The sequence below is a fragment of the Arthrobacter sp. E70 genome (genome assembly GCF_058266945.1).
Window position 1 is genome coordinate 188,854 of the sequence record NZ_JBYQFR010000009.1, and the last position, 12,204, is coordinate 201,057.

Below are 12,204 nucleotides of genomic sequence, written 5' to 3' on the forward strand. Positions count from 1 at the left end.
TATTTCTGCGGTTGGGAGCCCTTTCTCCGGCCGGTCATATGCCTGAATCGTGATAAACTGGTCTGCGGGAAAGGGGAAATGTCCACATGGTATTTGAGGTCGGCGAGACAGTAGTTTACCCTCACCACGGTGCCGCGAAGATCGAAGAGATCAAGATGCGCACCATCAAGGGCGAAGAGAAGATGTATCTCAAGCTCAAGGTGGCTCAGGGTGATCTGACCATTGAAGTTCCAGCAGAAAACGTTGACCTTGTTGGGGTCCGGGACGTAGTGGGCAAGGATGGCTTGGAGCACGTGTTCGATGTGCTTCGTGCCGAGTTCACCGAAGAGCCCACCAACTGGTCGCGCAGGTACAAGGCAAATCTGGAGAAGCTTGCTTCCGGTGACGTCATCAAGGTGGCAGAGGTCGTCCGCGACCTGTGGCGTCGTGATCACGACCGGGGCCTTTCCGCAGGCGAGAAGCGAATGCTGGCCAAGGCCCGCCAGATTCTGATTTCAGAACTGGCGCTGGCTGAAAAGACCGACGAGGAGAAGGCTGCAAGCGTTCTCGACGAGGTCCTGGCTTCCTAAGAATTAAGCCCCGGCGGCACCCACGTGCCACCGGGGCTTCTTTTTGCCCAAAAACTTTGCCCACCAGCCCGAAAACCCTGACGTCTTCGGCGCTCAACGCAAGCGGCGCCGTCGTAGGCTAGTCCGCATGAGTGAAACACCATCCCGCCTGGTCACCGCAGTCGTCGTGGTCGCCGCAGGTTCAGGCCAACGGCTGGGCTACGGCATGCCCAAGGCGGCGGTGCCGCTGGGCAGCGAAACGATCCTGATGCATGCTTTGCGCGGCATTGTCGCCTCCGAAGTCGCCACCCAGGTGTGTGTCGCCCTGCCTGTGGGGGATGAGGGCCTGCGCACGTTGTGCGAGGAGTTCCGGGCAGAACTTGCCGACGGCGGCCCTTTGGTAACCGTCGTCGACGGCGGGGAAACCAGGGCGGACTCCGTCCGGGCCGGCATCGCGGCGCTGATGGATGGCATCGAGGCGGTCCTGGTCCATGACGCCGCGCGTGCACTGGCCCCTGAAGCTGTATTCCACCGGGTGGCTGACGCGCTGGCCTCCGGGGCAGCCGCCGTCATTCCCGCCCTGCCGGTCGTGGACACGATCAAGACTGTGGCTGCAACGACGGGGAGTGACACCGCGCTCGCCTCCGAGGTGGTGACCGGGACGGTGGCGCGTGGGGAACTGCGAACGGTCCAGACCCCGCAAGGCTTCCGGCTGGACACCCTGCTGGAAGCGCACCGGGCCGCGCAGGACCTGGACGGGCAGCAATCGGCCGCCGTCACCGACGACGCCATGCTGGTTGAGATGCTGGGGACGCCGGTCCACGTGGTCCGCGGTTCTACACAGTCGCTGAAGATCACCACGCCCCTTGACCTGATCTTCGCCGAGGGGCTGCTGGAAGGCCCGCTCGGTGCCCGCTGGGTGGAGGGGTAGTCATGGACGCGCAGCAGCCCCTCCTCCCGCGCACCGGCGTCGGCATCGACGTCCACGCGTACACCCCGGAAGACCTTCCCCGGCCCCTGTGGCTGGGCGGACTCCTCTGGCCCGGTGAACGCGGCCTCGCCGGGCATTCGGACGGCGATGCCGTCGCCCACGCAGCTGCCGATGCCCTGTTTTCGGCCGCCGGCGTGGGCGACCTTGGCACCCATTTCGGCACTGACCGGCCCGAATTCGCCGGCGCCTCCGGGGCCACGCTCCTCGCGGAAGCCGCCCGGATCGTCCGGGCGGCCGGCTTCGACATCGGCAATGTGGCAGTCCAGTTCGTCGCCAACCGGCCCAAGTTCGGGCCGCGCCGGGAAGAATCGCAGAAAGTCCTCAGCGAGGCGGCCGGCGCCCATGTCAGCGTCACGGCAACCACCAGCGACGGGCTGGGCTTCACGGGCCGTGGCGAAGGCGTCTCCGCTGTTGCCACCGCCCTGGTCTACCCACGGCACCGGCAAGGCATCGGCTAATCTGGAGCGGTGACCCTGCGCTTCTATGACACTGCCTCCGCCGAAGTCCGGAACTTCGTCCCCCTGGTCGAGGGCAAGGCCAGCCTCTACTACTGCGGGGCCACGGTGCAGGGCATGCCGCATGTGGGCCACATCCGCTCCGCCATCGCCTTCGACCAGCTGACCCGATGGCTGCAGTACCGCGGGCTGCGCGTGACCGTGGTCCGGAACGTCACGGATATCGACGACAAGATCCTCGCCAAATCCGAGGCGTCCTTCGCGGCGGACTTCAGCCCCGAGCCGGGCGAGGTGCCGCGCGAGGAATGGTGGGCGCTGGCCTACCGCTACGAGCAGGAATTCCTGAAGGCGTACGACACCCTGGGCGTTTCCCGTCCCACCTATGAGCCCAGGGCCACCGGGCACATCCCGGAGATGCACGCCCTGATCCAGCAGTTGATCGACCGGGGACACGCCTACCCGGCACTGGATGACTCCGGCGACGTGTACTTCGATGTCCGCTCCTGGAGCAAGTACGGCGCACTGACCCGGCAGAACATCGACGACATGCAGGCCGCCCCGGACGCCGACCCCCGCGGCAAGAAGGACCCGCGCGACTTCGCCCTCTGGAAGGGGTCCAAGGCAGGCGAACCTGCCACGGCCAGCTGGGCGTCCCCCTGGGGAGCGGGACGTCCGGGCTGGCACCTTGAGTGCTCCGCGATGGTCACCAAGTACCTCGGCACCGAATTCGACATCCACGGCGGCGGCCTGGACCTGCGCTTCCCGCACCACGAAAACGAGATGGCGCAGTCACAGGCGGCAGGGCACCCGTTCGCCAATTTCTGGATGCACAACGGCATGGTGACCTACGAGGGCGAGAAGATGTCGAAATCCATCGGCAACACCATCAGCCCGGCAGAGATGCTGGAGCTGGCTTCGCCCCGCGTGGTGCGCTATTACCTCGGCCAGGCGCATTACCGCTCCGTGCTGGACTACCGGCCCACCTCCCTCCAGGAAGCCGCGGCCGCCGTCGAGCGCATTGACGGGTTCCTGGCCAAGGCCGCGGCACGCTTCGGCGCCGACACCGGGTTCGTCGACGGCAAGAACGGACCTTCCAGCGGGAGCATGCAGGCCTTCCAGGACGCGATGGACGATGACCTGAACGTCCCGCGTGCCCTGGCGGCACTGCACGAAACCGTCCGGGCCGGAAACACAGCGCTGGCTGACGGCGACGATGACGCCGCACGGAATGCGATGCATGCCGTCATTGCCATGACGGATGTCCTGGGCCTCAACGCCGTCGCAGGCACGGCAGCGGCGGATACCCGCGAGGCCGAGGCCCTCAGCGTCCTCGTGGAGGCGCAGCTGGCCGCCCGCGCCCAGGCCCGGGCGGACAAGGACTGGGCCGCGTCCGATGCCATCCGCGACACCCTCAAGCAGGCCGGGATCGTCGTCGAAGACGGCCCCGACGGTGCCACCTGGAACCTGCGCCGCGACTGAACGCACCCGGGCAGCGGCCGGATCCAGCCGCCTTAACCAGTCGATTTTTTCCTGGTCAGTAGACTGGTAGGCAGAGTCAGTCAGCACAATCAAGGGTGGAACATCATGGCCAACAATGGTCGCCGATCGGTTAAAGCGAAGAAGGGCCCAACCATCGGAACCGGTGGCCACGGGCGCAAGGCCCTTGAGGGCAAGGGGCCCACGCCCAAGGCGGAGGACCGCGTCTACCACAAGGCACACAAGGCCAGGCAGCTGGCTGAACGCTCGGCCGCCAAGCGCAACGCCGGTGCCCGCAGCGCCGGGGCCGGCAAGTCCGGCCCGAAGGGACGCGCCACCGAGGAGGTCGTCACCGGCCGCAACTCCGTGGTGGAGGCACTGCGCGCGGGCATCCCCGCGAAGGCGCTGCACGTTGCCATCCGCATCGAAATGGACGACCGCGTCAAGGAATCCCTGAAGATCGCCGCCGAACGCGGCATCCCGCTGCTGGAAACAGGCAAACCCGAGCTGGACCGGATGACCGACGACGCCGTGCACCAGGGCCTGGTCTTGCAGATCCCGCCCTACGACTACGCGGACGCGTACGAGCTGGCCGAAGAGACCGTCGACAAGTGGAAGAAGGGGCACGTCGCCAACGCGCCGCTCTTCGTCGCACTGGACGGCATCACCGATCCGCGGAACCTCGGCGCGATCATCCGCTCCGTCTCCGCCTTCAGCGGCCACGGCGTCATCGTTCCCGAGCGCCGCTCCGTGGGCGTCACCGCCTCGGCCTGGAAGACCAGCGCCGGTGCCGCGGTCCGCGTCCCGGTAGCCCGCGCGGCCAACCTGAACAACGCCCTCAAGCAGTTCAAAGGCATGGGGATCTTCGTGCTGGGGCTCGACGGCGACGGCGACGTTTCACTGCCGGACCTCACCTTGGCGAAGGAACCCGTGTGCATTGTGGTGGGTTCGGAAGGCAAGGGCCTCAGCCGCCTGGTCCGGGAAAACTGCGACCAGATCGTCTCGATCCCGATCGACTCCGAGATGGAATCACTCAACGCTTCCATGGCCGTGGGCATCTCGCTGTACGAGGTTTCCCGCCAGCGCGCCGCGAAGTAGTCCGACACCCACATAAATTCCACATACCACCCGGCGCCGCAGGGGCGTCCGGGCTGGCCAGATGCCGCCGGCGGCTACTATTTAGGTGATGGTCATGCCGCTTTTCGACACCACGTCCGCCATGGACGCCTCCACGGCTGTTCCACTTGGCGTGAGCGTTCCGCGCGCTGACTCCGGCGGCACCCGCCACCACGCCGGAGGCCGCGCGAACGTGGCCTGCTTCGCCCCTGCGGTTTCCAGCCTGGAAGTCGTGTACTGCCCGCCCGGCGGCAAGTGGCGGGTCCAGGCCCTTCCCAGCACCACCGGAGGCGTGCACCACGGAATCGTGGAGGACCTGCCGTACGGTTCGCGCTACGGCTTCCGTCCGGCAGCGGACGGGCAGTCCCTGCCGCTGGCGATGCCCACCGAGGACGTGGAGGGGCCCGGCAACCAGCCCCTGCTGCTGGACCCGTACTGCCACGGCATCGACCAGCGCGACGGCGTCATCACCAGCGTCCGGACGGCCGCCGACTTCGACTGGGGCACCGACGAACCCCTGCGCCTGCCGTGGCGGAACACGATCATCTACGAAGCCCATGTCCGCGGACAAAGCATGCTCCACCCGGATGTTCCGGAAGAGCTGCGCGGAACGTACGCGGGGCTGGCACACCCTGCCGTGGTCGAACACCTCACCAGCCTGGGCGTTACGTCCGTCCAACTCCTGCCGGTGCACTTCCACATCGACGAGCCGCACCTGCAGGACCTGGGGCTCACCAACTACTGGGGCTACAACACTGCTGCGTTCTTCGCCCCCCACCCCGGCTACGCCACACGGGCGGCCCAGGAACAGGGCCCGCAGGCTGTCCAGGACGAGCTCAAGGCCATGGTGAAGGCGCTCCATGCCGCCGGGATGGAGGTCATCCTCGACGTCGTCTACAACCACACCGCCGAAGGCGGCGCCGACGGGCCGGTACTCAGCTTCCGCGGGCTCGGCGAGGATACGTACTACCGGATCGACAGCCACGGCAGGTATGTGGACACCACCGGCTGCGGCAACAGCCTGGACTTCAGCGAACACCGCGTGGTCCAGATGGTAGTCGATTCGCTGCGGTACTGGGTGGAGGAGTACCACATCGATGGTTTCCGGTTCGACCTCGCCGTCACGCTCTGCCGGAACGCGGAGAACGAATTCGACCCGAATCACCCCTTCCTCGCTGCTGTTGCCGCCGACCCCGTCCTGTCCGACACGAAGCTGATCGCCGAGCCGTGGGACATCGGCTACGGTGGCTGGCAGACCGGGCGGTTCCCCATCGGCTGGGTGGATTGGAACGACCACTTCCGGGACGCCGTACGTACCTTCTGGCTGGCCGACCAGGCTGCACTGGCCTCCGGAGGAAATGGCGGGACCATGGCCAGGCTTGCCGATTCCCTGTCCGGCTCGGCCGCCCTCTTCCAGCCATCCGGACGCTCGCGCCTGGCCTCGGTCAACTTGGTGACCGCCCATGACGGCTTTACCATGAACGACCTCGTGTCCTACGACCGGAAGCACAATGAAGCCAACGGTGAAGAGAACCGCGACGGCCACGGCGACAACCGCAGCTACAACCACGGGGTGGAGGGGCCCACGGAGAACGGCGCAATCCTGGCCAGGCGCGCCCAGTCCCGCCGCAACCTGATGGCCTCGCTGATGGTCTCGCTCGGTGTCCCCATGATCACCGCGGGGGACGAACTGGCAAGGACCCAGCAAGGAAACAACAACGCCTACTGCCAGGACAATGCCATCACCTGGCTGGACTGGACCCTGACGCCGGAGGCGCACGAGATGCTGCGCAGCACCAAGCGGTATATCCGGTTGCGCAAGGAGTTCCTTGCGGCGCAGCCACGGGATTTTCCGGTACGGGACGAACAGTCCTACCTCCACTGGTTCGACCAGGACGGACACCCCATGTCCGACGGCCGCTGGAACGATCCCCACCATCGGGTCATGCAGCTCCTGCTCGGATCCGGGAACGGCGACCTGGCGGGCCTGGTGGTGGTGAACGGCGGCGCCTCGGACGTGCAGGTCACCCTGCCCCGCGCAGCCCAGGGTTCCTCCCCCCGCACCTACGAGCTTCGGCTGACCACCTCGCCGCTGCATAAGCTGCGCCAGGGCACCGAGGTCCTCTCCGGGGAAAAGGATCTGGTGGAGGCCCAGTCCATCAGCATCTACCGGACCTAGGCCGGCGGACCCGTGCACAACCGTTCCACCCGTACCCTCTTGCTGGCTGCCCTGGTGGTGGCAGCCCTGCTCGCCTTCGGCGGGACCAGCCTGGGGACCAGCATCCTTGACCAATTCGGCCAAGGGCAGGTGGGGCAAGGACAACAGAGCCAGGGCACGACGCCGGGCGCCACGTCCAGCCCCGCCTCCGGGGCGGCGGGGGCGGCTTCCCCGCGGCCGGCAACGGCGTCCAGCGCACCGGCCCGGATTTCCGCCAATCCGTCCAGCCTGCCGGAAATCAGGGAATCGGACCTGCCTGCGGAGGGGCGGAAGGTCCTGGCCCTGATCCGGTCCGGCGGCCCCTTTGCCTACAGCCAGGACGACCAGCCCTTCGGCAACTTCGAAAGGGTCCTGCCGCAGCGGAACAGGGGCTACTACCGCGAATACACGGTTCCTACTCCCGGTGAATCCGACCGCGGTGCCCGCCGCATAGTGGCCGGCGGGGGCGGGGAGAAGTACTACACGGCAGACCACTACGAAACGTTCAAGTACATAGCGGAAGGCAACTAGCACAACCATGAAGATTTTCTCCGGCGACACCTGGACCCTGGAAGAGCTGCAGGAACAGGTGGCCGACGCCGGCCGGCGCAGCCTCGTGGTCCCGCCCGCGGACAGCAAGCGGGCCGTCCTGGAGACCTTCGGCGAAGTCCTCAGCTTCCCGGAGCACTACGGGGTGAACCTGGATGCCCTCAACGATTCACTCCACGACTTCGCGGACAGCATCACCGACAACGGCAACCCTCCCGTCACCGTGCTGTGGCAGGTGGCTGCTCCGTTCCGCGCCGACAGGTCGTTCGGCATCATCTGCGAAATCCTGCAGGACGCCGAGCGCTACGCCGGCAAGGACCTGGCCGTGACCGCCGTCCTGCTGTAGGAGCGCCGTCCGGCTCCTTGCAGCAGGGGAGGAATCAGCCCTGCTTGCGCTCCTCCTGTGAAGCGTAGGTGTCCAGCAGCGCGGCGGCCCTGCCGCCGTCGTCTTCCGCAGCCAGGCCCTTGCGCATGCTCTCCGCCTTCTCCCGGCCCGCTGGAAACGGCGGGAGCAGCGGCACCTCGGGATCGGTCAGCACCTCGATCACCACCGGACGGTCCGCGGCGAAGGCTTCCTCCCAGGCAGCGCCGATGTCCTCCGGATCCTCCACGCGGATGCCGCGAAGCGCCAGCAGGTCCGCATAGCCGGCAAAGGGAAAATCGGGAAGCTGCTGGCTGTCGGCGAACCGCGGTTCGCCCTCGGACTCGCGCTGCTCCCATGTAACTTCGGTCAGCTCACGGTTATTGAAGACGCACACGACGAACCGCGGATCCTGCCACTGCTGCCAGCGGTGCGCCACGGTCACCAGCTCAGCCAGGCCGGACATCTGCATGGCACCGTCCCCCGCCAAGGCCACCAGCGGCAGGTCCGGCCTGGCCAGCTTGGCGGCGAGGCCGTACGGGATGGCGCATCCCATGCTGGCCAGCGTTCCGGACAGGTGCACGGGCACCCCGGCCGGCAGGATGAGTTGCCGGGCATACCAATACACGCAGCTGCCGACGTCGATACTCACCTGGGCGTTCGCCGGGAGACGGCCGTTGAGCTCGCGCACCACCCGCTCCGGGTTGACGGGGCTGGCAGGGACAGCGGCGCGGTCCGCCGCGAGGATGCGCCAACGGCTGACCTGTTCCTCCACGTCCGAGCGCCATGGGCTCCGGGGACGGTGTTCGAGCCTGTGGTTCAAGGCTTCCAGCGCGGAGCCGGCGTCCCCGGCCAGGCCCACTTCCACTGGGTAGCGGTTGCCGATCTTCTTCTCGTCGATGTCGATCTGCACGGCACGGGCGGCGCCGGGCGGCGGATAGAACTCGGTCCAGGGGTCGTTGGAACCCACGATGAGCAGGGCGTCGCAGTTGCCCAGGAGGTGCGCGCTCGCGGTGGTGCCCAGGTGCCCCATCGTCCCGACGGCAAACGGCAGGTTCTCGTCCACATAGGGCTTGCCCAGCAGGCTGGTGGCAATCCCGGCCTGGAGCTTCTCTGCAACGGCCACGACTTCGTGTCCGGCCCGGCGCGCGCCCTGTCCCACCAGGAGGGCAACACGCTCTGCCGAGTTCAGGAGCGCAGCGGCGGCGTCCAGGTCCTCGTCCCGCGGCGTTTTGGCCGCGGCGCTCCAGGACGGCGCCGTCACCACGATCCCGTGCTGCTGCTCCAGTTCGGGCGCGGGGGCCGATTGTATGTCGTGGGGGACGATCACCACACAGGGCGACGAGGTGGCCTTCGCGGTCCGGAAGGCACGGTCCACGACCATGGGAACCTGCTCCGGCGCGCTCACGAGCTGCACGAACTGCGACGCCACGTCCTTGAACAGGGCGGGCAGGTCGATCTCCTGCATGTAGGCGGACCCGAGCACGGTGCGGCTCTGCTGGCCCACGATCGCCACGACCGGGACACCGTCGAGCTTGGCGTCATAGAGCCCGTTGAGCAGGTGGACGGCACCGGGACCCTGGGTAGAGGTCACCACGCCCACGCCACCGGTGTACTTCGCGTGGCCAACAGCCATGAACGCCGCGGTTTCCTCGTGCCGGGCCTGGACGAACTCAACCTGCCCTTCGGTACGGCCCTCAGTCCTGCGCAGCGCACCCATGAAGCCGTTGATGCCGTCGCCGCTGTACCCGAAGACGCGGTTGACACCCCAGGTCCTGAGCCGCTCCACGATGACGTCGGCCACGGTACGTTCGGTCATGGTGTCCTCCTGCGTCGGGGTTGATGCCCTGCCTGCAGGAGCCTTACCCAGCGGAGCCGCGCCTAAGCGTTGACGATCAGTCCGAGCTCGGCCTTGGAAGCCAGGGCGTCATGCCGCGGGAGGACCCGGACGGTGTATCCGAAAGGCCCGGAACGGTCGATCACCAGTGAACCGCTGAACAGGTGGCGGCCGCTGCCCAAATGTTCCTGGACCTTCAGCTCCATCATGGTGATATCGGCAAGGGTGTCATTCTCCTCAGCCTTCCCGTAGGCCACTTCCACGCAGACGTCCTCCGGGGTCAGGGCATTGAGGGCCACATACGCGTTCACCTGGAGGGTGTCACCGATCTGCGGATCCTCGGACACGCCCACCGAATCCACGTGTTCCACATGGATCTGTGGCCACGCGGCGCGCACCTTCGCGGACCAGGCGGCGAGGGCACGTGCCTGCGAGTAGGAGTTCGCGGTGGCACTGCGGCCCGCCTCTGCCGCGGGGCGGTAAAGGATATTCACGTAGTCGCGGAGCATGCGTTCGGCGGAGACTGCCGGGCCCAGGTGGGACAGGGTGTGCTTGATCATGGACACCCAGTGCGTGGGGACCTTCTCGCTCCTGGTGGTCGACGGGCCGGCCGCGCCTGCCGCCTCGGACACGGTGCTTCCGTAGAAGCGCGGCGCCACCTGCGTTTCGAGCAGCTCATACAGCGCTGCCGCTTCGATGTCGTCCCGCTCCTCCGGGGACGCGTCGTTGTTGGCGGTGGGGATCGCCCAGCCGTTCTCGCCGTCGTACATCTCATCCCACCAGCCGTCCAGGACTGAGAGGTTCAGCGAACCGTTCAGCGCCGCCTTCATGCCCGATGTGCCGCAGGCCTCCAGGGGGCGCAGGGGGTTGTTCAGCCAGACGTCGCAGCCGGGGAACAGCGTCCTGGCCATGGCGATGTCGTAGTTGGGCAGGAACGCGATACGGTGCCGGACTTCGGGATCGTCGGTGAACCGCACCAGCTCCTGGATCATCTTCTTCCCGGCGTCGTCCGCAGGGTGCGACTTTCCGGCAATGACCAGCTGGATGGGGTGGTCCTTGTGCAGGAGCAGCGCCTTCAGCCGCGCCGGCTCGCGCAGCATCAGGGTGAGCCGCTTGTAGGTGGGCACCCGGCGGGCAAACCCGATGGTCAGCACATCCGGGTCCAGGACACTGTCCGTCCAGCCGAGCTCGGCATCGGCTGCACCGCGCTTCTTCCACGCTGCCCGCAGCCTGCGCCGGACGTCCTCCACCAGCGCTGCCCGCATCTCACGGCGCAGCGCCCACACGTCGGCGTCGCTGACGTTGTAGGCGAGGTCCCACTTGCCCAGCGCTTCCGCTTCGCTGCCGAACTGGTCCCGGGCGAGCTTGGAGATGCGGCTGTCCACCCAGGTGGGGACGTGCACTCCGTTGGTCACCGAGGTGATGGGCACCTCGGAGTGGTCAAAGCCCGGCCACAGCGCGGAGAACATGCTGCGGGACACCTCGCCGTGGAGCTTGGCAACGCCGTTGGCACGCTGGGCCAGCCGCAGGCCCATCACCGCCATGTTGAAGACTGACGGGTTGCCGTCCGCATAGTTTTCCCGGCCCAGTTCCAGGATCCGGTCCACCGGCACGTCCGGCGCCAGGCCGGCCTGGAAGAAGTGGCTGATTTGGGCGATCTCGAACCTGTCGATGCCCGCCGGTACCGGGGTGTGCGTGGTGAATACGGTAGAGGCCCGCCCCGCGGCCAGCGCTTCGTCGAAGGTCAGCGGCTGGTCCCCGGACATGAGTTCCTGGATGCGCTCGATCCCCAGGAAGCCGGCGTGCCCCTCATTGGTGTGGAACACCTCCGGAGCGGCGCAGCCAGTCAGTTTCTGGAAGGCGCGCAGGGCCTTCACCCCGCCCATGCCCAGCAGCAGCTCCTGCTGGAGCCGGTGGTCCCCGCCGCCGCCGTAGAGCCGGTCGGTGATGCTGCGGGCGGCGTCATCGTTGCCCGGGACGTTGGAGTCAAGGAGGAGCAGGGGGACGCGTCCGACGTCGGCACGCCAGATGTGTGCCAGGAGGCGCCTGCCGTTGGGCAGGGGGAGTGAGATTTGCAGCGCCTTGCCGTTGCCGTCGGCGGACGGCTCGCGGAGCAGGGTCAGGGGCAGCCCGTCGGGGTCCAGGACAGGGTAGGTCTCCTGCTGCCACGCGTCCCGGGAGAGGGACTGCTTGAAGTAGCCGGCCTGGTACAGCAGGCCCACGCCGATCAGGGGAACACCCAGATCCGAAGCGGCCTTCAGGTGGTCGCCGGCCAGGATGCCCAGGCCGCCGGAGTACTGGGGGAGGACTTCCGTGATGCCGAACTCAGGGGAGAAATAGGCAATGGAGGCCGGCGCGTCGGGACCCAGCCCCTGGTACCAGCGCGGCTCGTCAAGGTAGCGGTCCAGGTCGTCCTCGGCCGCCCGCACCCGGTCCACCACCGATTGGTCCGCGGCAAGCTGCTGGAACTCCTCGCGGCTGACCATCCCCAGGAAACCCACCGGGTCCTGCCCGCTTTCTTCCCACAATCGCGGGTTGAGGCCCGCGAAAAGCTCGCGGGTGGGGCGGTGCCAGGACCACCGCAAATTGCTGGCCAGCCGGGCCAGCGGCCGAATGGGCTCAGGGAGGACTGTACGGACCGTAAACCTGCGGATTGCCTTCACCTGCGTCACAC

Annotated in this window: 10 protein-coding genes; 8 read left to right on the top strand and 2 right to left on the bottom strand. The window is 67.3% G+C overall.

Annotated elements, in window-relative coordinates; all coding sequences use genetic code 11:
- Window positions 1-86: 86 nt before the first annotated feature.
- The 8 genes from AC3IMC_RS13665 (at window position 87) to AC3IMC_RS13700 (ending at window position 7,678) form a co-directional block, all read left to right on the top strand.
- Complete coding sequence (locus tag AC3IMC_RS13665) at window positions 87-569, top strand: CarD family transcriptional regulator (protein ID WP_009357288.1); 483 nt, start codon at window positions 87-89, stop codon at window positions 567-569.
- A 127-nt stretch (window positions 570-696) separates the two neighbouring features.
- Entirely contained in the window at window positions 697-1,479 is a 783-nt protein-coding gene (ispD, locus tag AC3IMC_RS13670; protein WP_490919074.1) for a 2-C-methyl-D-erythritol 4-phosphate cytidylyltransferase, read from the top strand.
- Between the two features lie 2 nt (window positions 1,480-1,481).
- On the top strand, window positions 1,482-1,997 hold the full coding sequence (ispF, locus tag AC3IMC_RS13675; RefSeq protein WP_490919075.1) for a 2-C-methyl-D-erythritol 2,4-cyclodiphosphate synthase: 516 nt from the start codon (window positions 1,482-1,484) through the stop codon (window positions 1,995-1,997).
- Between the two features lie 9 nt (window positions 1,998-2,006).
- The gene (cysS, locus tag AC3IMC_RS13680; RefSeq protein ID WP_490919076.1) at window positions 2,007-3,473 is read left to right on the top strand and encodes a cysteine--tRNA ligase; all 1,467 of its coding nucleotides are present in this window, start codon (window positions 2,007-2,009) and stop codon (window positions 3,471-3,473) included.
- Between the two features lie 105 nt (window positions 3,474-3,578).
- Complete coding sequence (gene rlmB / locus AC3IMC_RS13685) at window positions 3,579-4,568, top strand: 23S rRNA (guanosine(2251)-2'-O)-methyltransferase RlmB (RefSeq protein WP_490919077.1); 990 nt, start codon at window positions 3,579-3,581, stop codon at window positions 4,566-4,568.
- Between the two features lie 88 nt (window positions 4,569-4,656).
- Complete coding sequence (gene glgX, locus AC3IMC_RS13690) at window positions 4,657-6,765, top strand: glycogen debranching protein GlgX (RefSeq protein ID WP_490919078.1); 2,109 nt, start codon at window positions 4,657-4,659, stop codon at window positions 6,763-6,765.
- Window positions 6,766-6,777: 12 nt separating this feature from the next.
- Complete coding sequence (locus AC3IMC_RS13695) at window positions 6,778-7,314, top strand: guanyl-specific ribonuclease (protein ID WP_490919079.1); 537 nt, start codon at window positions 6,778-6,780, stop codon at window positions 7,312-7,314.
- A gap of 7 nt (window positions 7,315-7,321) precedes the next feature.
- Complete coding sequence (locus tag AC3IMC_RS13700; RefSeq protein ID WP_221385583.1) at window positions 7,322-7,678, top strand: barstar family protein; 357 nt, start codon at window positions 7,322-7,324, stop codon at window positions 7,676-7,678.
- A gap of 34 nt (window positions 7,679-7,712) precedes the next feature.
- Here the strand turns inward: AC3IMC_RS13700 and AC3IMC_RS13705 are convergent, their stop codons facing one another.
- A complete protein-coding gene (locus AC3IMC_RS13705) occupies window positions 7,713-9,512 on the bottom strand; it encodes a thiamine pyrophosphate-requiring protein (RefSeq protein ID WP_490919080.1) in 1,800 nt (599 codons plus the stop codon).
- Window positions 9,513-9,574: 62 nt separating this feature from the next.
- Window positions 9,575-12,193, bottom strand: coding sequence for an alpha-glucan family phosphorylase (gene glgP, locus AC3IMC_RS13710; protein WP_490919089.1), 2,619 nt, complete (start codon window positions 12,191-12,193; stop codon window positions 9,575-9,577).
- Between the last annotated feature and the right edge of the window lie 11 nt (window positions 12,194-12,204).

Excerpts from the sequence above, each read along its gene's own strand:
- AC3IMC_RS13665 (WP_009357288.1), top strand. The coding sequence starts at position 87 with ATGGTATTTGAGGTCGGCGAGACAGTAGTTTACCCTCACCACGGTGCC.
- ispD (WP_490919074.1), top strand. The coding sequence starts at position 697 with ATGAGTGAAACACCATCCCGCCTGGTCACCGCAGTCGTCGTGGTCGCC.
- ispF (WP_490919075.1), top strand. The coding sequence starts at position 1,482 with ATGGACGCGCAGCAGCCCCTCCTCCCGCGCACCGGCGTCGGCATCGAC.
- rlmB (WP_490919077.1), top strand. The coding sequence starts at position 3,579 with ATGGCCAACAATGGTCGCCGATCGGTTAAAGCGAAGAAGGGCCCAACC.
- glgX (WP_490919078.1), top strand. The coding sequence starts at position 4,657 with ATGGTCATGCCGCTTTTCGACACCACGTCCGCCATGGACGCCTCCACG.
- AC3IMC_RS13700 (WP_221385583.1), top strand. The coding sequence starts at position 7,322 with ATGAAGATTTTCTCCGGCGACACCTGGACCCTGGAAGAGCTGCAGGAA.
- AC3IMC_RS13705 (WP_490919080.1), bottom strand. The coding sequence starts at position 9,512 with ATGACCGAACGTACCGTGGCCGACGTCATCGTGGAGCGGCTCAGGACC.